This window comes from Micromonospora sp. WMMA1998, assembly GCF_027497375.1.
Lineage (GTDB): Bacteria > Actinomycetota > Actinomycetes > Mycobacteriales > Micromonosporaceae > Micromonospora > Micromonospora sediminicola.
This window is the reverse complement of the sequence record NZ_CP114911.1, coordinates 5,788,244-5,813,114: the sequence shown is the minus strand read 5'-3', so window position 1 is coordinate 5,813,114 and position 24,871 is coordinate 5,788,244. Positions and strand designations below refer to the sequence as shown.

Annotated in this window: 28 protein-coding genes; 14 read left to right on the top strand and 14 right to left on the bottom strand. The window is 73.9% G+C overall.

Annotated features, from left to right (window positions below):
* Window positions 1-279: 279 nt before the first annotated feature.
* A complete protein-coding gene (locus O7600_RS27050) occupies window positions 280-1,893 on the top strand; it encodes an RNA polymerase sigma factor (protein WP_281591228.1) in 1,614 nt (537 codons plus the stop codon).
* 245 nt (window positions 1,894-2,138) lie between these two features.
* A complete protein-coding gene (locus O7600_RS27045; protein ID WP_013284786.1) occupies window positions 2,139-2,372 on the top strand; it encodes a hypothetical protein in 234 nt (77 codons plus the stop codon).
* A 142-nt stretch (window positions 2,373-2,514) separates the two neighbouring features.
* On the opposite strand, the gene O7600_RS27040 is transcribed toward O7600_RS27045, so the two are convergent.
* The 3 genes from O7600_RS27040 to O7600_RS27030 form a co-directional block, all read right to left on the bottom strand.
* Window positions 2,515-4,236, bottom strand: a complete 1,722-nt coding sequence (locus O7600_RS27040; RefSeq protein WP_281594277.1) for a DEAD/DEAH box helicase — start codon at window positions 4,234-4,236, stop codon at window positions 2,515-2,517.
* A gap of 199 nt (window positions 4,237-4,435) precedes the next feature.
* Entirely contained in the window at window positions 4,436-5,080 is a 645-nt protein-coding gene (locus O7600_RS27035; protein ID WP_281591227.1) for a TRIC cation channel family protein, read from the bottom strand.
* A gap of 40 nt (window positions 5,081-5,120) precedes the next feature.
* The gene (locus O7600_RS27030; RefSeq protein WP_091579574.1) at window positions 5,121-5,339 is read right to left on the bottom strand and encodes a DUF3039 domain-containing protein; all 219 of its coding nucleotides are present in this window, start codon (window positions 5,337-5,339) and stop codon (window positions 5,121-5,123) included.
* An 88-nt stretch (window positions 5,340-5,427) separates the two neighbouring features.
* Between O7600_RS27030 and O7600_RS27025 the strand changes: the two genes are divergently transcribed.
* Both O7600_RS27025 and O7600_RS27020 read left to right on the top strand, forming a co-directional pair.
* A complete protein-coding gene (locus O7600_RS27025) occupies window positions 5,428-6,363 on the top strand; it encodes a pseudouridine-5'-phosphate glycosidase (RefSeq protein ID WP_281591226.1) in 936 nt (311 codons plus the stop codon).
* A complete protein-coding gene (locus O7600_RS27020) occupies window positions 6,360-7,256 on the top strand; it encodes a PfkB family carbohydrate kinase (RefSeq protein WP_281591225.1) in 897 nt (298 codons plus the stop codon). Before O7600_RS27025 ends, O7600_RS27020 begins: the two co-directional genes overlap by 4 nt.
* Window positions 7,257-7,624: 368 nt before the next feature.
* Here the strand turns inward: O7600_RS27020 and O7600_RS27015 are convergent, their stop codons facing one another.
* Window positions 7,625-7,981 (bottom strand): DUF3099 domain-containing protein, encoded by a 357-nt coding sequence (locus tag O7600_RS27015; protein WP_099164711.1) that lies wholly within the window; start codon window positions 7,979-7,981, stop codon window positions 7,625-7,627.
* 106 nt (window positions 7,982-8,087) lie between these two features.
* Here O7600_RS27015 and O7600_RS27010 point away from each other — a divergent pair, with 106 nt between their 5' ends.
* Both O7600_RS27010 and O7600_RS27005 read left to right on the top strand, forming a co-directional pair.
* Complete coding sequence (locus tag O7600_RS27010) at window positions 8,088-8,399, top strand: hypothetical protein (protein ID WP_281591224.1); 312 nt, start codon at window positions 8,088-8,090, stop codon at window positions 8,397-8,399.
* A complete protein-coding gene (locus O7600_RS27005; RefSeq protein WP_091579582.1) occupies window positions 8,389-8,700 on the top strand; it encodes a hypothetical protein in 312 nt (103 codons plus the stop codon). Before O7600_RS27010 ends, O7600_RS27005 begins: the two co-directional genes overlap by 11 nt.
* A 4-nt stretch (window positions 8,701-8,704) precedes the next feature.
* On the opposite strand, the gene O7600_RS27000 is transcribed toward O7600_RS27005, so the two are convergent.
* From O7600_RS27000 to O7600_RS26990, 3 genes are all read right to left on the bottom strand, one after another.
* Window positions 8,705-9,937 (bottom strand): low temperature requirement protein A, encoded by a 1,233-nt coding sequence (locus O7600_RS27000; RefSeq protein ID WP_281591223.1) that lies wholly within the window; start codon window positions 9,935-9,937, stop codon window positions 8,705-8,707.
* A 2-nt stretch (window positions 9,938-9,939) separates the two neighbouring features.
* Window positions 9,940-10,515, bottom strand: a complete 576-nt coding sequence (locus tag O7600_RS26995) for an HhH-GPD-type base excision DNA repair protein (RefSeq protein ID WP_281591222.1) — start codon at window positions 10,513-10,515, stop codon at window positions 9,940-9,942.
* Window positions 10,516-10,626: 111 nt separating this feature from the next.
* On the bottom strand, window positions 10,627-11,847 hold the full coding sequence (locus O7600_RS26990; RefSeq protein ID WP_281591221.1) for a S8 family peptidase: 1,221 nt from the start codon (window positions 11,845-11,847) through the stop codon (window positions 10,627-10,629).
* Window positions 11,848-12,029: 182 nt separating this feature from the next.
* Here O7600_RS26990 and O7600_RS26985 point away from each other — a divergent pair, with 182 nt between their 5' ends.
* On the top strand, window positions 12,030-13,514 hold the full coding sequence (locus tag O7600_RS26985) for a methyltransferase (RefSeq protein WP_281591220.1): 1,485 nt from the start codon (window positions 12,030-12,032) through the stop codon (window positions 13,512-13,514).
* Window positions 13,514-13,936 carry a D-aminoacyl-tRNA deacylase gene (gene dtd / locus O7600_RS26980; protein ID WP_281591219.1) on the top strand — a complete coding sequence of 141 codons (423 nt, stop codon included), beginning with the start codon at window positions 13,514-13,516 and terminating at the stop codon, window positions 13,934-13,936. Before O7600_RS26985 ends, dtd begins: the two co-directional genes overlap by 1 nt.
* Window positions 13,937-13,940: 4 nt before the next feature.
* Here the strand turns inward: dtd and O7600_RS26975 are convergent, their stop codons facing one another.
* Window positions 13,941-14,729 (bottom strand): sporulation protein, encoded by a 789-nt coding sequence (locus O7600_RS26975; RefSeq protein WP_091583963.1) that lies wholly within the window; start codon window positions 14,727-14,729, stop codon window positions 13,941-13,943.
* A gap of 220 nt (window positions 14,730-14,949) precedes the next feature.
* On the opposite strand from O7600_RS26975, the gene sigB reads away from it, so the two are divergent.
* The 4 genes from sigB (at window position 14,950) to O7600_RS26955 (ending at window position 17,291) form a co-directional block, all read left to right on the top strand.
* Window positions 14,950-15,936, top strand: coding sequence for an RNA polymerase sigma factor SigB (gene sigB / locus O7600_RS26970; RefSeq protein WP_091579604.1), 987 nt, complete (start codon window positions 14,950-14,952; stop codon window positions 15,934-15,936).
* Between the two features lie 112 nt (window positions 15,937-16,048).
* Complete coding sequence (locus O7600_RS26965; protein ID WP_281591218.1) at window positions 16,049-16,390, top strand: metalloregulator ArsR/SmtB family transcription factor; 342 nt, start codon at window positions 16,049-16,051, stop codon at window positions 16,388-16,390.
* Window positions 16,387-16,887 (top strand): SRPBCC family protein, encoded by a 501-nt coding sequence (locus O7600_RS26960; RefSeq protein WP_281591217.1) that lies wholly within the window; start codon window positions 16,387-16,389, stop codon window positions 16,885-16,887. Before O7600_RS26965 ends, O7600_RS26960 begins: the two co-directional genes overlap by 4 nt.
* Window positions 16,884-17,291 carry a VOC family protein gene (locus O7600_RS26955; protein ID WP_281591216.1) on the top strand — a complete coding sequence of 136 codons (408 nt, stop codon included), beginning with the start codon at window positions 16,884-16,886 and terminating at the stop codon, window positions 17,289-17,291. Before O7600_RS26960 ends, O7600_RS26955 begins: the two co-directional genes overlap by 4 nt.
* A gap of 54 nt (window positions 17,292-17,345) precedes the next feature.
* Here the strand turns inward: O7600_RS26955 and O7600_RS26950 are convergent, their stop codons facing one another.
* From O7600_RS26950 to O7600_RS26940, 3 genes are read right to left on the bottom strand one after another with little or no spacing between them, the layout of a single operon-like run.
* Window positions 17,346-19,901 carry a bifunctional GNAT family N-acetyltransferase/acetate--CoA ligase family protein gene (locus tag O7600_RS26950; RefSeq protein ID WP_281591215.1) on the bottom strand — a complete coding sequence of 852 codons (2,556 nt, stop codon included), beginning with the start codon at window positions 19,899-19,901 and terminating at the stop codon, window positions 17,346-17,348.
* A 4-nt stretch (window positions 19,902-19,905) separates the two neighbouring features.
* The gene (locus O7600_RS26945; protein ID WP_281591214.1) at window positions 19,906-21,087 is read right to left on the bottom strand and encodes an acetoin utilization protein AcuC; all 1,182 of its coding nucleotides are present in this window, start codon (window positions 21,085-21,087) and stop codon (window positions 19,906-19,908) included.
* A 47-nt stretch (window positions 21,088-21,134) separates the two neighbouring features.
* The gene (locus O7600_RS26940) at window positions 21,135-21,992 is read right to left on the bottom strand and encodes a sulfurtransferase (RefSeq protein WP_281591213.1); all 858 of its coding nucleotides are present in this window, start codon (window positions 21,990-21,992) and stop codon (window positions 21,135-21,137) included.
* A 98-nt stretch (window positions 21,993-22,090) separates the two neighbouring features.
* Between O7600_RS26940 and O7600_RS26935 the strand changes: the two genes are divergently transcribed.
* Entirely contained in the window at window positions 22,091-22,777 is a 687-nt protein-coding gene (locus O7600_RS26935; RefSeq protein WP_099161997.1) for a metal-dependent transcriptional regulator, read from the top strand.
* 10 nt (window positions 22,778-22,787) lie between these two features.
* On the opposite strand, the gene O7600_RS26930 is transcribed toward O7600_RS26935, so the two are convergent.
* On the bottom strand, window positions 22,788-23,333 hold the full coding sequence (locus tag O7600_RS26930; protein ID WP_281591212.1) for a hypothetical protein: 546 nt from the start codon (window positions 23,331-23,333) through the stop codon (window positions 22,788-22,790).
* An 84-nt stretch (window positions 23,334-23,417) separates the two neighbouring features.
* Window positions 23,418-23,909 carry a helix-turn-helix domain-containing protein gene (locus tag O7600_RS26925; RefSeq protein ID WP_281591211.1) on the bottom strand — a complete coding sequence of 164 codons (492 nt, stop codon included), beginning with the start codon at window positions 23,907-23,909 and terminating at the stop codon, window positions 23,418-23,420.
* A 70-nt stretch (window positions 23,910-23,979) separates the two neighbouring features.
* On the opposite strand from O7600_RS26925, the gene O7600_RS26920 reads away from it, so the two are divergent.
* Window positions 23,980-24,579 carry a dihydrofolate reductase family protein gene (locus tag O7600_RS26920; protein WP_281591210.1) on the top strand — a complete coding sequence of 200 codons (600 nt, stop codon included), beginning with the start codon at window positions 23,980-23,982 and terminating at the stop codon, window positions 24,577-24,579.
* Here the strand turns inward: O7600_RS26920 and O7600_RS26915 are convergent.
* Complete coding sequence (locus O7600_RS26915) at window positions 24,576-24,809, bottom strand: DUF5522 domain-containing protein (protein WP_281591209.1); 234 nt, start codon at window positions 24,807-24,809, stop codon at window positions 24,576-24,578. The genes O7600_RS26920 and O7600_RS26915 overlap by 4 nt on opposite strands.
* Between the last annotated feature and the right edge of the window lie 62 nt (window positions 24,810-24,871).

The window sequence follows — 24,871 nt, the reverse complement described above, 5'->3', positions numbered from 1 at the left end:
CCCTTCCCGCACGATCGGGACCGCCCGCGTCGCGCGTGGGTATCATCCTTACAAAGTCCACATCTGCGCTGATTCGGCGGTCCCGGACCACCGGTAGCCGTGCGGCGCAGGATGATCGCGGCAGACGGCGTTACAATTCACCCTGCCCACGCGCCACGGACCGCCACCGACCGGACGGCCCGGGACACGGGGGTCCCTCAACGACTCGCCCGGCACGGCCGTTCGTGCTGCGCCGGACGACCCGGCCGTGCTCGCTCTTTCGCCTCCGGAAGGTCATTCGTGACAGAACCCCGCCAGACCGGCGCCGACGTTCGCTCGCTCACCGACACCCTGATCGCCCACGCGCAGAGCGCCGGCGGCCAGCTCACGTCGGCCCAGCTCGCGCGCACCGTCGAGTCCGCTGAGGTGACCCCGGCCCAGGCCAAGAAGATCCTCCGTGCGCTCTCCGAGGCGGGCGTGACGGTGGTCGTGGACGGCTCGGCGAGCACCCGCCGCCCCCGGGTCGCCGCGGCCCGGTCCGCCACCCCGGCCTCCCGGGCGACCACCGCCAAGACCACCAAGAAGGCCGCCGCGCCCGCCCCGAAGCAGGCGCCCGCCGCCGAGGAGTCCCCGGCGCCGGCCCCGCGGAAGGCGACGGCGCGCAAGGCCGCCGGCACCACCGCCGACGTGGCCGCCACGGCCGCCGCCCCGGCGAAGGCCACCAAGGCGACCCGGGCCACCAAGGCCACCGTGGCCGCCAAGACCGCCGCGGCGAAGTCCGGCAAGGCCGGCGCCAAGGGCGAGGGCGCCGAGGGCGAGATCGACCCGGAGGAACTGGCCGCCGAGATCGAGGACGTCGTGGTCGAGGAGCCGGCCGAGCTGACCCAGGCCGCCGAGGCCGACGCCGCCAGCTCCGCCACCGACAACGACTTCGAGTGGGACGACGAGGAGTCCGAGGCGCTCAAGCAGGCGCGCCGGGACGCCGAGCTGACCGCCTCCGCCGACTCGGTCCGGGCCTACCTCAAGCAGATCGGCAAGGTGCCGCTGCTCAACGCCGAGCAGGAGGTCGAGCTCGCCAAGCGGATCGAGGCCGGCCTCTACGCCGCCGAGCGGCTGCGCGCCGCCGACGAGGGCGAGGAGAAGCTGGTCCGCGACCTGCAGCGCGACCTGATGTGGATCTCCCGGGACGGTGAGCGCGCCAAGAACCACCTGCTGGAGGCCAACCTCCGCCTGGTGGTCTCGCTGGCCAAGCGCTACACCGGGCGCGGCATGGCCTTCCTCGACCTGATCCAGGAGGGCAACCTCGGCCTCATCCGCGCGGTCGAGAAGTTCGACTACACCAAGGGCTACAAGTTCTCCACGTACGCCACCTGGTGGATCCGCCAGGCCATCACCCGCGCCATGGCCGACCAGGCCCGCACCATCCGCATCCCGGTGCACATGGTCGAGGTGATCAACAAGCTCGGCCGGATCCAGCGCGAGCTGCTCCAGGACCTGGGCCGCGAGCCCACCCCGGAGGAGCTGGCCAAGGAGATGGACATCACACCGGAGAAGGTGCTGGAGATCCAGCAGTACGCCCGGGAGCCCATCTCGCTCGACCAGACCATCGGTGACGAGGGTGACAGCCAGCTCGGCGACTTCATCGAGGACTCCGAGGCCGTGGTGGCGGTCGACGCGGTGTCGTTCTCGCTGCTGCAGGACCAGCTCCAGCAGGTCCTGCAGACGCTGTCCGAGCGCGAGGCGGGCGTGGTACGCCTGCGGTTCGGCCTGACCGACGGTCAGCCGCGCACCCTGGACGAGATCGGCCAGGTGTACGGCGTGACCCGGGAACGCATCCGGCAGATCGAATCCAAGACGATGTCCAAGTTGCGGCACCCCTCGCGTTCCCAGGTGCTCCGCGACTACCTGGACTGACCACCGCACGTCAACTCGTCGTGCCGGTTTGATCACCAGCCGTAGAACACTCATCGGTGATCGGTCGGTTGCCTGTTTGTGATCGTTGACGTGGCACCCTTGGTGCACGGCACACTGTCTTCCACGCCAGGTGTGACCTCGGTCCCCCGCGGGCACACAGGGAAGGCAGGGCCCGAGATGGGTGTTGCACGATAGGTGAGCAACCGAAGAGAGTGTTCATCGGTGACGACCAGAGGAGGAAGGCGATGACCCCGACCCTCACGCCGCCGCCCGAGACGGTGAGCCCCCCGGCCGCCGATGAACGGTGCGACCGCTGCAATGCTGCCGGCAAGCTCCGGATCACTCTGGCGGGTGGGAGCGAGCTGGTGTTCTGTGGGCACCACGCGAACAAGTACGCGGAGGATCTCGTGAAGATCACCGTGCGCTACGCGTCGGACCCGGAGTTCAGCTGGCGTGGCGCCGATCTGATGGCGAACTGAGGTCCGACAGAAAACCCGCAACTCGACATAACCGACCGGAGGCACCCACACGGGTCGCCTCCGGTCGGTTTTTCGCATCCGCGCGCCCAGGTGTTAACAAGGGGCCCCTGCACTACCGGAGGCGTTAAGAAGGGGCCCTTCCTTACAGGGTCTGCAGGGTGGCGATGCGCTCCTCGAGCTGCTCGATCGTGGCCTGGGCGCTGGGCGGGCCGCCGCAGAGCCGGCGCAGCTCGGCGTGGATCTTGCCGTGCGGCTGGCCGGTGCGGTGGTGCCGGGCGGCCACCAGGGCGTTCAGCTGCCGCCGTAGCGCCACCCGACGCTGGGCCGCGCTCATCGGTGGGGGCGCCGCCGCCGGGGCGGCAGCGGCCGGCTCAGCGGTCCGTTGGGCGGCTCGACGCTTCTGCGCGGCGAGCTGCTCGGCCTGCCGCTTGGTCAGCAGCAGCGAGACCTGGTCGGCGGTGAGCAACCCGGGCAGGCCGAGGTATTCCTCCTCCTCCGGGGTGCCGGCCTGGGCGGCGGTGCCGAAGGAGGCGCCGTCGAAGATCACCTGGTCCAGCTCGGCGGTGGCGGAGAGCGCGGCGAACCGCTTCTCCAGCTCGCCGCTGGCCCCGTCGTCGCGCTGGGCACGCTCCAACAGGTCGTCGTCGAAGCCCTCGCGGTCCTTGGGTTTGCCGAGCACGTGGTCCCGCTCGGCCTCCATCTCGCTGGCCAGCCCGAGCAGGTGCGGCACGCTGGGCAGGAAGACCGACGCGGTCTCGCCGGACCGGCGGGCCCGGACGAACCGGCCGATCGCCTGCGCGAAGTAGAGCGGGGTGCTGGCGCTGGTCGCGTACACCCCGACGGCCAGCCGGGGGATGTCCACGCCCTCGGAGACCATCCGCACCGCGACCAGCCACCGCTGCTCGGAGGCCGCGAACGTCGCGATCCGCGCCGAGGCGCCCTGGTCGTCGGAGAGCACCACGGCGGCCTTCTCACCGGTCACCTGCTCCAGCAGCTTCGCGTACGCGCGGGCCACCTGCTGGTCGCTGGCGATGACCAGGCCGCCAGCGTCGGGCATGCCGTTGGCCCGCAGCACGCTGAGCCGGGCGTCGGCGGCGCGCAGCACCTGCGGCATCCAGTCGCCGGCCGGGTCCAGCGCGGTCCGCCACGCCTGGGCGATCAGGTCCTGCGTCATCGGCTCGCCCAGCCGCGCGGCCAGCTCGTCGCCGGCGTTGGTGCGCCACCGGGTCTCCCCCGAGTAGGCCAGGAACAGCACCGGCCGGACCACGCCGTCGCGCAGCGCGTCGGAGTAGCCGTAGATCGAGTCGGCGCGGGAGCGCAGCAGCCCGTCCCCGCCGCGTTCGTAGCTGATGAAAGGGATCGGGTTGTCGTCGGAGCGGAACGGCGTGCCGGTGAGCATCAGCCGGCGTACCGCGGGCTCGAACGCGGCCTTGACGCCGTCGCCCCAGGTGCGGGCGTCGCCGGCGTGGTGGATCTCGTCGAGGATCACCAGCGTCCGCCGGGTCATGGTGCGCCGCCGGTGCACCTGCGGCGCCATGCCGACCTGGGCGTAGGTGACCACGGCGCCGTGGAAGTCGGCGGCGGAGTGCAGGTCGGCGTTGCGGAACGCGGCGTCGAGCTGGATGCCGACCCGGGCCGCGGCCTGCGCCCACTGGGTCTTCAGGTGTTCGGTCGGCGCGACCACGGTGACCGCCTCGACGGTGCCGTCGGCGAGCAGCTCGGCGGCGATCCGCAGCGCGAAGGTGGTCTTTCCGGCGCCGGGCGTGGCGACCGCGGTGAAGTCCTCGGCCCGCCGGCGCAGGTATTCCACCATCGCCCTGCGTTGCCAGGCACGCAGGGGCGGGAACGTGTCGAGCGCGGGCATCCGCGGTGGCACGCGTGGCTCCTCTCCGCCGCGGACGGCGGCGGGCCCGACCGGGGGCCACGGGAGCCGCCGCCCATGAAAAGGCCCTCGCGCATCCGGTGCCGCGAAGGCCGACTCAGCATAACCAGCGGGGGCGTTCCGCCCCACTCGACGCCACGCTGGTCACATCCGCCCACCCCGGTGCGCGACGGGTCGCCGGCTACGGCCAGCGGGTCCCGGTGCGGGGCGGGCGCAGCGTGGGCACCGGCGCCGACCAGCGTCGCCGCAGCGCGATCAGGCGCAGCCCGAACACGAAGACCGCCGCGCCGGTCAGCGGCACCGTGGTGGCGTGTCCGGAGGTCGACAGCAGCGCCACCACGATCGAGCCGGCGAGCGCGGCGACCGCGTAGATCTCCGACCGCAGCACCACCGGGATCTCGCCGGTGAGCAGGTCCCGGCCCAACCCGCCGCCGATCGCGGTGAGCATGCCGATCATGCAGGCGCCGACGGCGGGCACGTGCGCGTCGAGCGCCTTGAGCGTGCCGGTGACGGTGAACAGGGCGAGGCCGGCCGCGTCGAGCACCAGCACGGTGGTGCGCAGCCGGGCGAGCTGGGGGTGCAGCCGGAACACCGCGGCGGCGGTGACCGCGGCGGTGACCGCGTACCGCCAGTCGGCGAACGCCAGCGGGGGAACCTCGTCGATCACCAGGTCGCGGAAGATGCCGCCGCCGAGGGCGGCGACCACACCGACGAAGACCACCCCGAACAGGTCGAGTCGTTTCGCCACCGCCGCGGAGGCGCCGGAGGCGGCGAACACCGCCACGCCGGTGAGGTCGGCGAGGAGCAGCGCGGTGGAGGTGGTCACCGCCGCAGGTTACGTGGGCGGGCGGCGCAGCCGCCCACGATCACTCCGAGTAGGAGTCGTAGATCTCCTTGCACTTCGGGCACACCGGGGAGCCGGGCTTGGCGGCCTTGGTGACCGGGAACGTCTCGCCGCAGAGCGCGACCACGTAGGTGCCCATGACGGCACTCTCGGCGATCTTCTCCTTGCGGACGTAGTGGAACATCTCGGGACCAGTGTCGGCGTCCTTCAGCTCGGGACGCTCGAGAACCTCTGTGCTCACGTCTGCACCTCCGACCTTCCAGTTTTGCAGGTCCGCCCGGGCCGGTCCACCTGGGCCCGCCCCGGGAGCGGCCCGTACCGTAGCCGAAGTGACCAACTTTCACATCAGCCTCGGCAGTGACGTGGCCGCCGCCCTGCGCGACGGGCGCCCGGTCGTGGCGCTGGAGAGCACGATCGTCTCGCACGGCCTCCCCCGGCCGGACAACCTGCGCGTCGCGCGGGAGATCGAGCAGGCGGTCCGGGACGCGGGCGCGGTGCCGGCCACCATCGGCATGGTCGCCGGTGAGCTGCGGGTCGGGCTGGACGACGCCCAGCTCACCCGCCTCGCCACCGTCGACGGCGTGAGCAAGCTCTCGGTCCGCGACCTGGCGCCGGCCGCGGCGACCGGCGCGGACGGGGCCACCACGGTGGCGGCCACCAGCGCGGTCGCGGCGGCCGCCGGGATCGGGGTGTTCGCCACCGGCGGGCTCGGCGGCGTGCACCGCGAGGCGGCGCAGACGTTCGACGAGTCGGCGGACCTGGTCACCCTGGCCCGCACGCCGATCGCCGTGGTCTGCGCCGGAGTGAAGTCGATCCTCGACGTGGGCGCGACGCTGGAACGGCTGGAGACGCTCGGGGTGGGCGTGGTGGGCTACCGCACCCGCCGCTTCCCCGGGTTCTATCTGACCGACGCCGGGTTCGACCTGGACTGGTCGGTGGAGTCCCCGGAGCAGGTGGCCGACGTGCTGGCCGCCCGTGCGGCGCAGGGCGTGCACCACGGAGGGCTGGTCGTGGCCAATCCGCTGCCCGTCGACGAGCAGCTCGACCCGGCGCTGCACGACCGCACGCTGGCCGAGGGACTGGCCGCGCTGGCCCGCGAGGGGATCACCGGCAAGGCGGTGACACCGTTCCTGCTGGCCCACTTCCACGCCGCCACCGAGGGCGCCAGCCTGGCGGTGAACGTCCGCATCATCCTGCGCAACGCCGACCTGGCGGCCCGGATCGCGGTCGCCGCGGCGGCCCGGCGCCCGGCTGGCCCGGCATGAGCGGGACGCGGCGCGTCGTCGTCGTGGGCGACGTGATCACGGACGTGCTCGCGGTGCTGTCCGGCCCGTTGGCCACCGGCTCGGACACGGCGGCCGGGATCCGGTTCAGCGGCGGCGGTCAGGCGGCCAACACGGCGGCCTGGCTCGCCGGGCAGGGCGCGGCCGTGACGCTGGTCGCCGCCGTCGGCGACGACGAGACCGGCCGGGAACGGGTGGCCGAGCTGACCAGGGTCGGCGTGGACTGCGTGGTGGAGCGGCACGAGGGCTACCCCACCGGCACCGTCATCGTGCTCACCCACGGCGGCGAGCGGACCATGGTCAGCCAGCGGGGCGCCAACCTGCGTCTGACCGCAGGGCACGTGGACGCGGCCCTGGCGGCGGCGCCCGACGTCGGGCATCTGCACCTGTCCGCGTACACCCTGTTGGACGTCGGGTCGCGCGGCGCGGGCCTGCGCGCGCTGGCCGCGGCCCGCGAGCGCGGGCTGACCGTCAGCGTCGACGCGGCCTCCGCGGCGCCGTTGCGGCGCGTCGGCGGATCGTTCCTGACCTGGGTACGCGACGTCGACCTGCTGCTGGTCAACACGGACGAGGCGACGGTGCTGGCCGGCGGCCTGGATCCGGCGGCCCAGGCGCGGGCGCTGACGTCGGTGGCGCACCGGGTGGTGGTCAAGCGCGGCGCGGCCGGCGCGGTCTGGGTGGAGCGCGGGGGCCGGGTGGAGACGGCGCCGGCGCCCGGGGTGGCCGTGGTGGACGTCACCGGGGCCGGGGACGCGTTCGCGGCCGGTCTGCTCACCGCCTGGCTGGCCGGCGCCGACCCGCGCGCGGCCCTGGCCCGAGCGGGCGACCTCGGCGCCCTGGCCGTGACGACCGTCGGCGCACGCCCCGTCGCCTGACCGCGCCCGCCGGGCCAGCACGCCGCCGGGGCGGGGCGGGGCTGGCGGGGCTGGCGGGGCGGGGCTGGCGGGGCCGGCCCGGACGCGGCACCGGCACAAGGCCGGTTCGGCGTGGTGCGGGGCCGGCTCGGTAGGGGGTGGCGGGGCCACGGCGCCGACGGCACCGGCACAGAGGTTCTGCGTAGGCCGATATATGACGGCACCGGCACAGAGGTTCTGCGTAGGCCGATATACCTCTCAGGCATTTTTATGACTCAGAGGTATATCGCTCGTGAGGAGGGTCGTCACTCGCCGCGACACGCCGAGCCGCGACGCGCCGTTCGTCTGCGCTGCTGAGCGCTGCCCGCGGAGGGTGCGGAGAACTCGGGTCAGGGTTCGGCGTCGATGACCTTGTGCGGGCGCTCCTCGGCCGGGAGCGCCATCGGCGGCGTCTCGTCGCGGTGGCGCTGCTGGAACCTGGTGGACAGGCGGTGCTCCTCCTTGGGCGGGCGGTCGTTCGCCAACAGCACCGCGAGCCACGGGATGAGCACCATGCCGAGGCCGCACAGCGGCAGCCAGAGCCAGAGCAGCGGGGCCTTGACGCCGACCAGGATCGCGCCCGCGACCAGGCACGCGACCCGGACGCCCATCATCAGCACGTAACGCTTCTGCCGGCTGGTGAGCTGGTCGTCCTGGCTGCGCGGGGCGTCGGTGATCAGGATCGGCTGGTAAGCCTGACGCTTCACCACGGACCTCCTACGAGGGGATACGGCCCATCCTGTCACTCCGGACGGATGATCGGCGAACTTCGACCCACCCGGCTCGTGTTACGTGCGTGGTACGCTCCGATTCGTGGCCAACCGGTTCAGCTTCACCGACGAGGCGCTGGCGAACCTGCGGGTCTACGACGTCACACCCGGGGAAGTCTGGGAGGCCCTGCACAGCAGCCGTCGGGTCATCCGGCACCTCGGCGACGACGTCATGGTGGTCTACGCCACCGACCACCGGGGCCGACGACTCGCCGTGCTGCTGGCCGAGGCCGACGGCACCGACAACGACTGGGACATCCTCTCCGCCCGCGAGCTGAGCGACGTCGAGGCCAAGCGCTACGACGAGGCGGTGCGGAGGTCACGCCGACGAGGAGGCGGTCACCATGCACCGTGACGAGGCGACCAAGCGGTTCCACGCCGGCGGCGACGCGTTCGCCGACCTGATCGACGAGACGTCGCCGGCGCAGCTACCCACCCCCGACAGCGACGTGCCGATGGTGAGTCGCTCGGTGCGGCTGCCGTTGGAGACCTACGACCGGGTCCGGGCCGCCGCCGAGGCGCGCGGCATCGGCGTGACCACCCTGATGCGGCAGTGGATCGAGGCCGGCCTGGCCGACCTGGACGACTCGGCCACCGTCTCGCTGGCCGACGTGCGCCGCGCGCTGGCCTCGCTGTCCCGGCCGACCGCCGCCTGACCGCTCACGCCTCGGGGCCGGCCTCGCCGCGCATCTCCCGCCCCAGCGGCGAGTCGGAGGACTCCGGCGGCCGCCCCCAGGCGTGCCGGGCGTCGGCGAGCGCGACCAGGGCCAGCACGCCGGCCACCGCGCCCAGCGCCAGCAGCGCCCACCCGGCCGTCAGCACCGGCGCGAGCAGCACCAGGGCCAGCAGCCCGGCCAGTCGGGAGCGGGACACCCGGCCGAAGATCTCGTACTCGAAGCGGGACCGGGCGGCCAGGAACAGGGCCGGGCCGCCCACCACGAAGACCAGCCAGCGCGGCTCGGCCGGGTCGAACGGGTGGGCGATGACCAGCTCGTAGCCGACCGCGGCGGCGAGCACCCCGAGCACCATGAACAGGTGCGTCTGCGCGGCCGACTCGGCCAGCCGCCCCGGGGAGCCGGCCCGGCGCAGCGCCTCGGCGAGCAGGAACCCGGCCCGGTGGAAGTAGATCCGCCAGAGCAGCGCGGTGACCAGGAACGCGAGCGTGAACGCCGCCGCGCCCTGCCGGGAGAACCGCTCGCCGCTGTAGGCCACCCCGATCACCAGGACCGACTCGCCGAGCGCGATGAGGAAGATCTGCTGGTAGCGCTCGGCCAGGTGTTCCCCGGCCACCAACCAGCTCCGGATGCGGGACCGACCGAGCCGGGGCAGCGGCCACCCCAGGTAGGTGCCGAGGTAGTCCACCGCCAGCGCCACCACCCACAGCGGCAGGCGCGACCCGGGCAGCAGCGCGCCGGCCAGCCAGAGCGGCGCGCTGGTGCCGGCCCAGGCGGCGAGCCGCAGCGGAACCGTCCGCCGCGGGTGGCCGCGCAGCGCCGCCACGATCACCAGTGGCCGGCCGACCATCATCACCACGAACGCGAGCACGAACGGCAGCGCCCGCTCCTCCAGTGCGCGGGGCAGCGTCACCCCGAGCACCAGGCTGCCGAACGCGGTCCCGACCACGAGCGCTTGGATGACGATCCGCTCCGGTTCGTAGCGGCTGGTCACCCAGGTGGTGATGGTCCAGACGTGCCAGAGGACCAGGAAGAGCAGCAGCGTCTGGCCGACACCGGCGGCCATCGCCTCGCCGGAGCCGTCGAGGTCGGTGATCAGTCGCTGCGACACCCGGGTCAGCGCGAAGACGAAGACCAGGTCGAAGAAGAGCTCCAGGAACGTGGCCCGCTCCGGGCTGGCCATGGTGCGCAGCAGCGCCCCGCCCCGCTGCTCGCTCATGGTCAGCCCTTCGCGGCCTTCGCCTCCGCCTTCATCCGCTGCTTGAACTCGCGTACCCGGCGCAGCGACTCGGGGTCGGTCACGTCGGCCACGGAGCGGTGCGCCGCCGGGTCGCCGTAGTCGCCGGCCGCATCGCGCCAGCCCGGCGGGGTGACCCCGAACCGCTTGCCGAGCAGGGCGACGAAGATCTGCGCCTTCTGCCGGCCGAAGCCGGGCAGCTCACCCACCCGGCGCAGCAGCTCCCGGCCGTCGGCCGCGTCGGACCAGAGCCGGGCCGGGTCGCCGTCGTAGCGCTCGACCAGCGCCCGGCAGACCTCCTGGGTGCGAGCGGCCATCGCCTTGGGGAAGCGGTGCAGCGCCGGGGGCCGGGCGAACAGCTCCACCAGGGCCTCCGGGGCGTACCCGGCCAGTTCCCGGGCGTCCGGCTCGTGACCGAGCCGCTGGGTCAGCACGTACGGGGAGGAGAACGCCTTCTCCATCGGCACCTGCTGGTCCAGCACCATGCCGAGGAGCAACGCCAGCGGGCTGCGCCCGAGCAGCTCGTTGGCCTGCGGGTCGATGGGCAGGGAGAGCGTCATGCCCCCATCCTGCCGCCCCGGCCACCGGTCGCGGGGGCGACTCCCCGACGCGCGCGACGCGGCCCGGTGGACCGGGCTGGGGTCCACCGGGCCGCGCGACTCACGGTGCGCTCAGTTCACCACGAAGAGCAGCCGGTTCGGCGAGCCCGAGCCCGGGTTGGTCACCTTGCCGGTGGTGGCGTTGCCGGTCAGGTAGCTGGCCACCTGGGAGGGCGTGTAGGAGGGGTTGGCGCCGAGCACGAGCGCCGCGGCGCCGGCCACGTGCGGGGACGCCATCGACGTGCCGCTGATCGTGTTGGTCGCGGTGTCGCTGGTGCGCCAGGCCGAGGTGATCGACGAGCCCGGGGCGAAGATGTCCACGCAGGAGCCGTAGTTGGAGAAGGACGACCGCGCGTCGCTGCTGGTGGTGGAGCCGACGGTGAGCGCCGAGGCGACCCGGGCCGGCGAGGAGTTGCAGGCGTTGGCGCTGGAGTTGCCGGCCGCGACGGCGTACGTGATGCCGGAGCTGATCGAGTTGGCCACCGCGTTGTCCAGCGTGCTGCTGGCGCCGCCACCGAGGCTCATGTTGGCCACGGCCGGCTTCACCGCGTTCGAGGTGACCCAGTTGACGCCGCTGATCACGCCGGCGGTGGTGCCGCTGCCGGAGCAGTTGAGCACCTTCACCGCGACCAGGCGGACGCCCTTGGCCACGCCGTACCTGGTGCCGCCGACCGTGCCGGCGACGTGCGTGCCGTGACCGTTGCAGTCGGTGTTGTTGCTGTCCACCGTGTTGGTGCCCCAGGTCGCCCGGCCGCCGAAGTCGGTGTGGGTGGTCCGGATGCCGGTGTCGATGATGTAGGCCCGCACGTTGCTGGCCGTGTTCGGGTAGGTGTAGGTGCCGTTGAGCGGCAGGTTGCGCTGGTCGATCCGGTCCAGGCCCCAGGTGGCGCCGGTCTGGGTGCCCTGGACGGTCACCCGGCGGTCCTGCTCGACGTAGGCGACGGCCGGGTCGGCGGCCAGCCGACGGGCCTGCGCGGCGCTCATCGTGGCGTTGTAGCCGGTGAGGGCGGCGCTCCACACCGTGCCGACGGCGCCGCCGTAGCGCTTGGCCAGGCCGGCGGCCCGGTCCGGCACGGCGGTGCGGGCGGTGCGGCTGTTCGCGGTGCCGACCGCGTCGCCCTTGAGCACGACCACGTAGCTGCCGCTGACGGCGTCGGCGGCGCCGGCGTACCGGATCTCGCCGGTCGGCGCGGCGAGGGCCGGGGTGGAGGCGGCGGCGGTGAGGGCCGCGGCGGCGGCCGTGACGGCGAGCGCGCGCAGCGCGCGCCGCCGGGGAACGGACACGTCGGGCATCGTCTGGCTCCCTACCGGGCGGGCCGGTTCGTGGCCGGCGGACCGCCCATCGACGGATGTTGGAGGGAATGCTAGCCATACATCGATGTCCATGAAAGAGATAGTTGCCGATTGATACAGTCTGTGGTCCGGATCGGCGGGTGCGCGTCACGCCGGCCGCCGGGCGAGGCAGGATGACCGGTGTGAACCGTCACGACATGCTGCTCTCCCCCGCCGGGGTGGACGCGCTGCGCACCGCGCTGACGCTGGCCCGCTTCACCGCGAACGGCATCGCCGACCGGCTCGGCCCGCAGGCCACCGGCGGCGTGGCCCGCAACGACCACCGGGCCGCGCTGCGCGCCACCGAGGACCGCGACCGGCTGGCCACGCTGATCCGGGTCTTCATCTGCGACCAGACCGAGCCCGAGCCGGTCGTGGCCGAGGCGCTCGCCCCGCTGTGCGTGGACGAGGCGCTGGCCGGAGGCATCGTCGAACGCCACGGCGACGGGCTGCGTGCCGGCGTCGACCTGGAGCCGTACGGCGACGACTGGTGGGTGCTCGCCGACGTGCCGGCCAGCGCCCGGCCCGGCCGGCCCCTGCACGCCGAGCACGTGCTGGGCGTCGGCGGCGCCACCCAGACGCTGATCGGCGCCGCCGTGCGCCGCACGGTCGACACCGCGCTCGACCTCGGCACCGGCTCCGGCGTGCAGGCGCTGCACCTGGGCACCCACGCCCGTCACGTCACCGCCACCGACGTGTCCGAGCGGGCGCTGCGCTTCGCCGCCACCACCGCCGCGCTCAACGGGCAGGACTGGGAGCTGCTCCGCGGCGACATGGTCGCCCCGGTGGCCGGACGCCGCTTCGACCTGGTGGTCAGCAACCCGCCGTTCGTGGTCGGCCCCGGCACCACCACGCACGTCTACCGCGACTCCGGTCGGGTCGGCGACGCGATCGGCGCCGAGCTGGCCACCGCCGCGCCGGACCTGCTCACCGAGGGCGGCACCATGCAGTACCTGGCGAACTGGGTGCACGTCACCGGCGAGGACTGGGCCGAGCGGGTCACCGGGTGGTTCGCCGGCACCGGCCTGGACGCCTGGGTGATCCAGCGCGAGGTGGCCGACCCGATGGCGTACGTGAACCTCTGGCTGACCGACGTCGGAGAGCGCGCCGACCCGGCGCGGATGGAGGCCTGGCTGGACTGGTTCGACGCGCACAAGGTCGAGGCGATCGGGTTCGGCATCGTCTCGCTGCGCCGGGCCGGGCACGACCAGCCGATCGTCCGGGTCGAGGACCTGCGCCAGCGGGTCGAACCGCCGCTCGGCGACCGGATCGGCGAGTGGTTCGACCGGCAGGACTGGCTGCGCGCCCGAGACGTCGACGGCCTGCTCGCCGCCCGCTACCGGGCCGCCGACGGGCTCCAGCTGCGCCAGGAGGCCACCATGGGCGACGACGGCTGGGCGGTGGACCGGCAGGTCCTGGCCATGCCGCGCGGCCTGCGCTGGTCGGAGGAGATCGACCCGCTGGTGCTCGCCCTGGTCGGCGGCGCGGACGGCCGGCTGCCGCTGCGCGACCAGCTCGCCCTGCTCGCCGCCGCGCACGACGTGGCACCGGACCAGCTGGCCGAGGCGGCCGGACCGATCGTGGCGCACCTGGTCGAGCGCGGCCTCGTCGAACCGGTGACCGACTGATGCGGGCGCTGGTGCAGACCGTCGGGCGGGCGTCGGTCACCGTCGACGGCGCGGTGGTCGGCGAGATCGCCGACGGGCTGCTGGTGCTGCTCGGCGTCACCCACTCCGACACCCCGCAGGTCGCCGCCACCATGGCCCGCAAGCTGCACGAGCTGCGCATCCTCGACGACGACCGCAGCGCCGCCGACACCGGCGCGCCGCTGCTCGTGGTCAGCCAGTTCACGCTCTACGGCGACGCCCGCAAGGGCCGGCGGCCGAGCTGGACCGCCGCCGCCCCGGCCGAGGTGGCCGAACCCCTGGTGGACACCGTCGTCGAGGAGCTGCGCGCCCGGGGCGCGAAGGTGGAGACCGGCCGCTTCCGCACCCACATGCTGGTGGAGAGCGTCAACGTCGGTCCCCGCACCCTCCTGCTGGACCTCTGACGGCCTAGAAGAACAGACCCCGGCGGGACAGCGACTGGCGCAGCCAGCCGTCGAGCTGGGCGGCCCAGTCGGTGCGATCCGCGGTGGCGTGGTCCACGGTGAACCGGCCGAACGCGTCCCGCCCCTCGGTGAACAGGCCGCCCCGCTTGTCCATCTCCAGCACCACCTGCACCTGCTGCGGGTCGGTGACGAAGGTGACCTCAAGCTGGTTCATCGCGCCGGCGTACTGGGGCGCCGGGTAGAACTCGATCTCCTGGTAGAACGGCAGCTGCTGGCGTACGCCGTAGATGTGGCCGCGCTCCACGTCGGCGCGGGCGAACCGGAAGCCCAGCCGCAGCAACGCCTCCAGCAGACGCTCCTGGGCGGGCAGCGGGTGCACCGCGACCGCGTCCAGGTCGCCCTTGTCCACCGCCCGGGCCACTTCCAGCTCGGTCCGCAGGCCCATCGTCATCCCGTGCAGGTGCTGGCCGTAGAGGTCGGTGAGCGGGGTCTCCCAGGGCACCTGGAAACGGAACGGCACGTCGTAGCGCTGCCCCGGGTCCAGCCGGAACGGGCCGGTCACCTGGGCCCGGCCGAACTCCTGGGTGGTGTCGTACTCCGAGTCGCCGCTCTCCACCTCGACCCGGGTCACCAGGCCGAGCGCGACCCAGCTCACATCCACCGGGTGGTCGCCGCCGACCACGTGGACGCGGCCCTCCAGCTGACCGCCCGGGCGGCAGTTCGGGTTGGCCAGCACCGTCTCCACCGACGGACCGCCCACGCCCATCGCCTGCATGAGCCGCTTGAAGACCACCACGTTCTCCGATCGCCGGTTCGTTCCCGGCTCCATCGGCCGGACGCTGGCACGGTATCCGGGTCGGGCAAGCGACAGCCGGACTTCCGCCCGGATTCGTGTCGGGTCCCCGATCGCCTCACTCCCGTCTCACGCCCCGACCGCCAAGCTTGTTGTCACCGGCCCACCGCGCCGGCGGCACGGGGACCGGTACGGCACGTAGGACACGGGGAGAACAGAGATGACCCAGCGAATGATCGAGCACCAGGACATGGACGTCACCCTCACCGACCTGGACGCCACCGACGAGCGCGGCGTCTCCACCGACCTGGTCCGGGCGTACCTGAACGGGATCGGCCGCACCAAGCTGCTCACCGCGGCGCAGGAGGTGGAGCTGAGCAAGCGGATCGAGGCCGGGCTCTTCGCCGAGGAGAAGCTGGCCACCTGCACGCCGGTCTCCGCCGAGCTGCGCGCGGACCTGGCGCTGGTCGCCGCCGAGGGGCGCGCCGCCAAGGACCACCTGCTGGAGGCGAACCTGCGGCTGGTGGTGAGCATCGCCAAGCGCTACACCGGACGCGGCATGGCCTTCCTCGACCTGATTCAGGAGGGCAACCTCGGCCTCATCCGCGCCGTCGAGAAGTTCGACTACACCAAGGGCTACAAGTTCTCCACGTACGCCACCTGGTGGATCCGCCAGGCCATCACCCGCGCCATGGCCGACCAGGCCCGCACCATCCGCATCCCGGTGCACATGGTCGAGCAGGTCAACCGGATGGTCCGGGTGCGCCGCGAGCTGTCCGTGGCGCTGGGTCGCGAGCCCACCGTGGCCGAGGTGGCCACCGCGCTGGAGATCCCCGAGTTCCAGGTGATCGAGCTGATCTCGTACGACCGGGAGCCGGTGAGCCTGGACCAGGCGGTCGGCGAGGACGGGGAGAGCGCCCTCGGCGACTTCGTCGCCGCGGTGGACCCGCGCGCCGAGCCGGGCGACGCCGCCACCAACGGCGAGCTGCGCAACGAGGTGCGGATCGTGCTGGCCACGCTGTCCCAGCGGGAGCAGGCGGTGATCCGCCTGCGCTTCGGCCTGGACGACGGCCGCCAGCGCACGCTGGACGAGGTGGGCCGCGAGTTCGGGCTGTCCCGGGAGCGGATCCGGCAGATCGAGAAGGTGACGCTGCTCAAGCTGCGTGACCCGGAGCGGGCGAACCGGCTGGAGGCGTACGCCTGCTGACCCGACGCCCCACCGACAGGCCCCGGCGGTTCGCCGGGGCCTGTCGCGTGTCCGGTGCTTGACGCGGCCGCTCGCAGCGGATAAAACCAACTGGTTATCAAACCAGGAGGTTATGAACGTGACCGCCGACCTGCTCGACGCGACCTTCGCCGCGCTGGCCGACCCCACCCGACGGGCCATCCTCACCCGGCTGGCCGCCGGCGAGGCGACCGTCACCGAGCTGGCCGCGCCGTTCGCGATGAGCCAACCGGCCGTGTCGAAGCACCTCCGGGTGCTCGAACGCGCCGGCCTGGTCACCCGCGGCCGTGACGCCCAGCGACGCCCCTGCCGGTTGGACGCGCGGCCGCTGCGGGCGGCCGTCGCGTGGCTGGCCGACTACCGGGACTACTGGGCCGAGAGCTACGCGCGCCTCGACGAGGTGCTCGCCGAACTGACCACCGGGGACCCGCGGTGAGCGCCGCTCCGCCGGACCTGACCGTGACCCTCCACGGCGACCGGGAGATCCGGCTGAGTCGTGACTTCGCCGCCCCCCGACACCTGGTGTTCGCCGCCTTCACCCGCCCCGACCTGCTGGTCCGCTGGTGGGGCGCGCGGGGCTGGCACCTGATCGAGTGCGCGGTGGACCTGCGGGTGGACGGGCGCTGGCGCTTCGTCTCCCGAGGGCCCGACGGCACGCTGATGGGTCAGGGCGGCGCCTACCGGGAGATCGACCCGCCGGCCCGGCTGGTGTGCACCGAACTCTTCGACGACCAGTCCTATCCGGGCGAGACGCTGGTCCGCCACGACTTCACCGAGTCGGCGGGCCGGACCACGGTCGTCACCACCCTGCGGTTCGCCACCCGGCAGGGCCGCGACACCGTGCTCCGCTATCCGATGACCCGTGGCCTGGCCGAGGCGTTCGACCGGCTCACGGACCTGCTGCACCCGACGACAGAGGGAGTGACCCCGTGAACTGGACCCTGGAAGTGGTCATCGTGCCGGTCTCCGACATCGACCGGGCCAAGGAGTTCTACGCCGAGCGGGTCGGCTTCGCCGTCGACCACGACACCGACCTGGGCGGGGTGGGACGCATCGTGCAACTCACGCCCCCGGGCTCCGGATGCTCGATCGTCCTCGGCCGGGGCGTCGTGCCGGAGATGCCGCCCGGCTCGCTCAAGGGGCTGCAACTCGTCGTGTCCGACCTGGAGAAGGCCCGGGCGGAGCTGGTCGAGCGGGGTGTGGAGGTCGGCGACATCCAGGTCGTCGGCCGCAACCCCCGGCCGGTGCCGCACCCGCTGGACAACGTCGGCTTCGTCTTCTTCCGCGACCCCGACGGCAACGAGTGGTCGGTGCAGCAGATCTCCTCCCGCGCCTGACGGTGTTAAGAAGGGGCCCTTCCTCTACCGGAGGCGTTAGGAAGGGGCCCCTCCTTACAACCGGCGCGGGCCCGTGTCGGGGCGCGGGCTCTCGGCGCCGGTACGCACCGTGGCGTGCAGCACCGAGATGCCGTCCGGGCGGGCCAGCACCGGGTTGAGCGTGAGCGACCGCACCCGGGGCTGCTCGTCCGCGAGCCGACCCACCCGCAGCAGCAGGTCCACCAGGGCGGCCCGGTCCACCGGCGCGGCACCCCGGTGCCCGCGCAGCAGCGGCGCGGCCCGCGGCTCGTCGACCAGCTCGGCGGCGTCCCGGTCGGTCAACGGCACCGCCCGCCAGGCCCGGTCGCCGAGCAGCTCGGTCGCCACCCCGCCCAGGCCGAACCCGACCACCGGCCCGAACGCCGGATCCTCCACCAGCTCCACCACACACGCCACCCCCGGCGCGACCATCGGCTGCACCAGCACCTCCGGACCGAACACCGGGGCCATCTCGGCGTACGCGCGGCGCAGCGCGCCGGCGTCGGCCAGGTCGAGCCGGACCGCGCCCAGGTCGAGCCGGTGCCGCAGCCCCGGCGCGGCCGCCTTCAACGCCACCGGCCAGCCGAGCCGCTTTCCCGCCGCCACCACCTCGTCGACCGAACCGGCCGGCACGGACCGCACCACGTCGATCCCGTACGCACCCAGCAGCGCCGCCGGATCCGCCCCGTCGGCCCGCATCGCGGCCTGCCCCGCCACCCGGTCGACCCGGGGCAGCTCGGGCGGCACGCCGGGCGGCCGGCGCAGCCAGTCCGCGTACGTGCCGACCCGGGCCAACGCCCGCACCGCCTCCTCCACGCTCGGATACGCCGGCACCCCGGCCGGCACCCGCCCGGCCAGGAACGTCGCCACCACCGGCTTGCCGGTGGCCCGCGCGTCCGGCAGCGCCGCCGCGAAGTCGGCCTCCGGATCGGTGAGCTGACCGGGCAGCGGCGGGGCGAAGACCGCCACCACGGCGTCCACCCGCTCGTCGGCCACGGCGGCGGCCAGCGCGGCGGCGTACGCGGCGGCTCCACCGGTCGGCCCGACGTCCTCCGGGTACCCGTCCGCCACGACCAGCCCCTGCCCGGCGCACGCGGTCGCGGCCAGCCCGGTCAGCGCCGAGGAGTTACCCACCACGGCGACCCGCCGGCCGGCCGGCAGCGGCTGGTGGGCCAGGAGCACGCCCACGTCGAGCAGCTCCGCGACGGTGTCCACCCGGATCACGCCGGACTGGGCGAACAGCGCGCTGACCGCTGCGGCGTCCAGCGCGGGCGCCTCGCCCACCCCCGGCGGCCGGGCCAGGGACGCCAGCGCCACCACCGGCTTGCTCCGGCCGATGCGCCGGGCCAACCGGGCGAACTTGCGCGGGTTGCCGAACGTCTCCAGATAGAGCGTGATGACGTCGGTGGCCGGATCGTCCTGCCAGTACTGCAACAGGTCGTTGCCGGAGACGTCGGCCCGGTTGCCGGCCGACACGAAACTGGACAGCCCCAGCCCGCGCCGCGACGCCTCGGCCAGCAACGCCACCCCGAACGCGCCGGACTGGCTGAACACGCCCACCCGCCCGGGCGCCGGCAGCACCGGGGCGAGCGTGGCGTTGAGGCGTACCGCCGGGTCGGTGTTGGCGACGCCGAGGCAGTTCGGGCCGACCACCCGCATGCCGGCCAGGTGCGCGGCGCGGACCAGGGCCCGCTGCGCCGCCGCCCCGGCCGGACCGGACTCGGCGAACCCGGCGGAGACCACCACCAGCCCGTGCGCGCCCGCCCGGGCCGCGTCCTGGACCACCTCGGTCACCGCCTCCGGCGCGACCGCCACCACGGCCAGGTCGACGTCCAGGCCGGCGTCGGACGCCGACGGGTACGCGGGCAACCCGGCCACCGTCGCCGCGCTCGGGTGCACCGGCACGATCGCGCCGGCGAACCCGCCGTCGCGCAGATGACCGAGCAGCGCCGCGCCGACGCCCTGGCCGGTGGCGCTGGCGCCGTAGACCGCGATGCCGCGCGGGGCGAGCAGCCGGGCGATCGAACGCGCCTCGGTGCGGTGCTCCCGGCCACGCTGCACCGCGAGCGTCGCCTCGGTCGCCGCGATCGGGAAGGTCAGGTGCACCACGCCGTCGGCGTACTGGCGCTGCACCTGGTAGCCGAAGTCGGCGAAGACCCGCAGCATGGTCCCGTTCGCCGGGAGCACCTCGGCGACGAAGTGCACGATGCCGTGCCGACCGGCCGCGTCGGCCAGGTGCTCCAACAGCACCGAGCCGATGCCCCGACCCTGGTAGGCGTCCTCCACCACGAACGCCACCTCGGCCTCCGGCGAGGCGGGTCCGAGCCGCTCGTACCGGCCGACCGCGACGATCCGCTCGCCGGCCAGCACCACGAACGCCTCCCGGTCGCGGTGGTCGACGGTGACGAACCGCTTCAGGTCCCGCTCCGGGATGCGCGGGTACGGCGAGAAGTAGCGCAGGTAGCGGGTGCGCTCGGAGAAACGGGCGTGCATCGCCACGATCGCCGCCGCGTCGTCCGGGCGGATCTGTCGCAGCTGGACGGTCGTGCCGTCGCTGAGCAGCACGTCCACCGGTTGCTCGACGGTGGTCACCGGATCAGTCGCGCGGGTCGTGCGGGTCGAGCCCGAGCAGCGGGAAGACCGCCTTGCGGGTGGCCGCGACCGCCCGGTCCACCGCGTTGGGCTCGCCGCTCGGCTGCCACGGCTGATAGTCCGGGTCCACGTCGTCGGTCATCCGCAGCGGGACGTCGTGCCCGGGCCGCCGGCGCGCGGCCAGCTCCCGCCAGGCGGGCGGGGTGAGCGTGGCCGGGTCGATCGGCTCGCCGCTGGCGATCGCGAGCAGGTGCGTCCAGGCCCGGGGCACCACCTCGACCAGCGCGTACCCGCCGCCGCCGGTGGCCACCCAGCGGCCGTCGCACAGCTCGTCGGCGAGCGCCCGCAACGCCAGGTAGGTGGCCCGCTGCCCGTCCACGGACAGGTGCAGGTCGGCGAGCGGGTCACTGCGGTGCCCGTCCGCGCCGCACTGGGTGACCAGCAGCTGGGGCCGGTACGCGCGCAGCACCGACGGCACCACCGCGTGGAACGCCCGCTGCCAGCCGGCGTCACCGACCCCGGGCGGCAGCGGCACGTTGACCGCGGTGCCCTCCGCGCCCGGCCCGCCGGTCTCGTCCGGGAAACCGGTGCCGGGGAACAACGCGAGCGGCGTCTCGTGCAGGCTGACCGTGAGCACCCGCGGGTCGTGGTAGAAGATCTCCTGCACCCCGTCGCCGTGGTGCACGTCCACGTCCACGTACGCGATCCGCTCCGCGCCCAGGTCGAGCAGGCGGGCGATGGCCACCGCCGGGTCGTTGTAGACGCAGAACCCGGCCGCCCGGGCCGGCATGGCGTGGTGCAGCCCACCGGCCACGTTGACCGCGCGCCGGGCCTCGCCACGCCACACCGCCTCGGCCGCGGCCACGGTCGCGCCCGCGATCAGCGCACTCGACTCGTGCATCCCGTCGAAGACCGGATTGTCCGAGGTGCCCAGACCGAAGCCGGCGAAGAGCGGGTCCCGCGGCGCGGCGCGGACCGCGGCCAGATAGGCCGGCTCGTGCACCCGGGTCAGCAGGGCGTCGTCGGCCGGCTCGGGCTTGACCACCCGCACCCCGGGCCGGTCCAGCACGCCCAGCTCCCGGGCGAGTGCCATGGTCAGCTCGACCCGGACCGGGTCGAGCGGATGGTCGCCCATGTCGTAGGCGAGGAGGGCCTCGTCCCACACCACCACCGTGTCGTCGGCCATGCGGCCATCGTCGCACGCGGGCCCGGGCACGCCCACCAGCCGCGCGTTCACCGACCGGACGTGCCGCCGGTCGCCACCGGACGGTCCGGGTCGGCCACCCACTGGCTCCACGAGCCGACGTAGAGGGCGGCGTCCGGACGACCGGCCAGGTGCAGCGCCAGCACCGCCTGCGCGGCGGTCACCCCCGAGCCGCAGTACGCCCCGACCGGCGCGTCCCCGCCGACCCCGGCGGCCGCGAAACGCGCGCGCAGCGCCTCGGCGGCGGGGAACCTGCCCTGCGTGACGTACTCCGGGGCGGGCAGGTTGACCGCGCCGGGCACGTGCCCGGCGACCGGGTCGACCGGCTCGTGCTCGCCGAGGTAACGCGGCGCGGCCCGCACGTCGAGCAGCACGCCGGAGTCGGCGGCGGCGAGCCGGGCGGCCCCCGCCGCGTCGAGCACCGGCAGCCCGCCCGGGGCGACCGTCACGTCGCCGGGCGTCGGCTTTGGCGCCCCGGTGTCCACCGGCAGGCCGGCGGCGGTCCAGGCCGGCCAGCCGCCGTGCAGCACCCGCACCTCCCGGTGACCCGCCCAGCGCAGCGTCCACCAGGCCCGCGCGGCGGACATCCCGTCGCCGCCGTCGTACACCACCACGGGGTGACCGGCGCGGACGCCGGCGGCCCGCAGCGCCGTCTGCAACGCCGCCGGGTCGGGCAGCGGGTGCCGGCCCGCGGCGCCGGGCCGCCCGCACAGCTCGGTGTCCAGGTCGACGAAGACGGCGCCGGGGAGGTGGCCGAGGGCGTAGTCGTCGCGGCCGGGCGGGCCGGCCAGCCGCCAGCGGGCGTCGAGCACGGTGGGCGGGTCGGCGTGGTCGAGCTCGGCGGCGAGCCGGTCCGGCTCGACCAACAGCTCTGCGGTTCCGGACATGCGGTCCAGTCAACACCATCCGGGCCGCGACCTCCGGGTTCGCCTGCGGTCGACGGTCGGTGGTTACGGGTAGCATCGGACGCCGGGAGGCCGCTGACGTGAAGCACGACCTGGTTGACACAACCGAGATGTACCTGCGCACCATCCTCGAGCTGGAGGAGGAGGGTGTGCCGCCGCTGCGTGCCCGCATCGCCGAGCGGTTGAAGCAGAGCGGCCCGACCGTCAGCCAGACCGTCGCCCGGATGGAGCGCGACGGTCTGCTCACCGTCGAGGGCGACCGGCACCTGGCCCTCACCCCGCTGGGCCGCAACACCGCCGTGTCCGTGATGCGCAAGCACCGGCTGGCCGAGCTGCTGCTGGTCAACGTGATCGGGATGCCCTACGAGGAGGCCCACGAGGAGGCCTGCCGGTGGGAGCACGTGATGAGCGACGCGGTGGAGAAGCGGGTCTACGACCTGCTCAACCGGCCGACCCGCTCGCCCTACGGCAACCCGATCCCGGGCCTGGAGGAGCTGGGCGATCCGGGCCAGCCGGCGGTCGAGACGGTCGAGGGCGAGCGCAACCTGGCGTTCCCGGGCCTGTCCGGCCCGGTCGTGGTGCGGCGGATCTGCGAGAGCGTGCAGACCGACGCCGACGTGCTGCGGCAGCTGCACGCCGCGGGTGTCGACCCGGGCGCGACCGTGACGGTGGCGCAGGAACGCGACGGCGTCTCCATCGACCGTTCCGGCGACCGGGTGCGGCTGCCCCGCGAGGTGGCCTCCCGGGTGTTCGTGGCGGCCCGCTGACGCCCGGCGCTCAGAGCTTGCGGGTGTCGAGGACCTTGGCCAGCGCGACCAGCTTGCCGGTGGTCTTCTCGACCTCGGCCGTGGCGGTGCCCTTCGGCGTCGCCCAGCGCAGGCTGGCCAGCCGGCCCTCGTCGGCCAACCAGCCCACCTCGGCGACCGGCCCGGCCTTCGCGCTCTTCGGCAGCGTCCGCCGGTAGGCGATCTTCCCGAGTTTGGTGACCTTGGCCGCCCCGCGCGGCTGCACGTCCAGCGTGAACGTCGACGTGTCGATCGACGTCTCGGTCACCGAGAGCGTCAGCTCCGGCAGCACGGCCGCCTGGGCGCGGAGCACGCAGGTGTGGGTGTCCCCCCGCTCGGTGGCGGCGGCCACGTCGAACGTGGCGCCGATGTGCTCGGCGATCACCGCGAAGTCGAGCAGCCGGCACGCCCCGCCGGAGGACGCCGCGGCGACCTCGACCGGGGGCCGGTCCGCCGGCACGGCGACCTCCGCTGCCTCGTCGGCGCAGCCGGTGGCGAGCAGGACGGCCGAGGCGGCCAGCCAGGTACGGGCGCGCACGGGAGACCTCCGCGGTCGGCGGCGGGTCGGACCCGCCGGAGTTCCGTCGGACACCGTACGGGCCGCCCGGCGGGGACGGAAGCCCTAGGCGCGACGTTCCCGCTCGGCGGCGTACGCGGCGTTCAGGCGTTCGAGCGGTCCGGGGCCGTCGTGCGGCTTCGGCGGGGCGTCGAGGTGGCGTGTCCGCAGCTCGTCCATGAGTTCCTCGACGAATCCCGGGCCCTGGTCCCGCATGATCCGCTGCCGGAGCTGGAGTTCCTCGGTGCCCGGACGCCAGTCGAGGCCCCAGTTGCCGAGCGCGTAGAGGACCGGAAGGGTCTGGATGCCGGCTTCGGTCAGGCTGTAGCGGGCACGTTGCCCCCGTGCCGCGGCGCCGCGGGTGAGGATTCCGGCCTCGACGAGTCGCACGAGACGGTCGGCGAGGATGTTCGAGGCGATGCCCTCGATCGACCCGGTGAGCAGCGCCCGGAAGTGGCGGCGGTCGCCGAAGATGACGTCGCGCAGCACGAGCAGCGCCCATCGGTCCCCGAGCACCTCGACGGCCGCGTTGATCGGGCACCCGGACCGTGGTTCCACGACTCCTCCTTGACAGGCAGTTGTGTCCCAATATAGTGGTTGCAGATTGCAACCACTAGGGAAGGAGGGGATGGTGGGCCGCTTCCAGTACTGGATGAACGTGTCCCTCGACCTACGGATCGAGCAGGTCCCCGGGGACGACGGCGCCGGCGAGTGGCTGCGCATCGACGAGGAGCTGCACCGGGAGTTCAACGCCCGGGCGCGCACGCTCGCCGGCCTGGTCCAGGGCCGGGTCATCTACGAGACGATGGAGGGGTACTGGCCGCACGCGCGCGAGGACGCGTCGCTGCCGGAGGTCATGCGGGAGTACGGCGAGATCTGGACGTCCGCGCCCAAGGTGCTCGTCTCCCGCACCCGCGCCAGCGCCGGCCACGGCACCCGGGTCATCGGTGGGGACGACGCGATCGCGCAACTGGCCGTTCTCCGCGCGGAGACCGACGGCACCCTCGGTGTGGGCGGCGCGACGCTCGCCACACAACTGCTCCGGGCCGGGCTTCTGGACGAGCTGCTGCTCTTCACCCACCCGACGATCCTCGGCTTCGGCCGGCCGCTGTTCGACGACTGGGACAAGCCGGTCGACCTCGACCTGGTCGAGCAGCGATCGTTCGCCCAGGGCGTCACGATGCACCACTACACCGTCCGGGGCGCCATCCCTGCCGAGGTGTCCTAATCGGCCACGTACGGACAGTGCCGGCACCCTCGCCCGCAGCACGTGCCGCGCCGGGCCAGGAAGCCGGCGCTGAGCACGAACAGTCCGGTCTCCGGGTCCAGGTAGCCGGACTCCCCGGCGGCCAGCGCGGCGGCGTGCGCGGCCAGGATCCGCTTCCGGCCGGGGTGCGTCGGCGACAGGCGCGACGGGTGCGGCTCGGTCAGCGGGCGGTTCGCCAGCTCGTCACTCACCGCTGGAGTGTAAGGAAGGGCCCCTTCTTAACGTCTCGCGCATAGGCGGGGCCCCCTTTTAA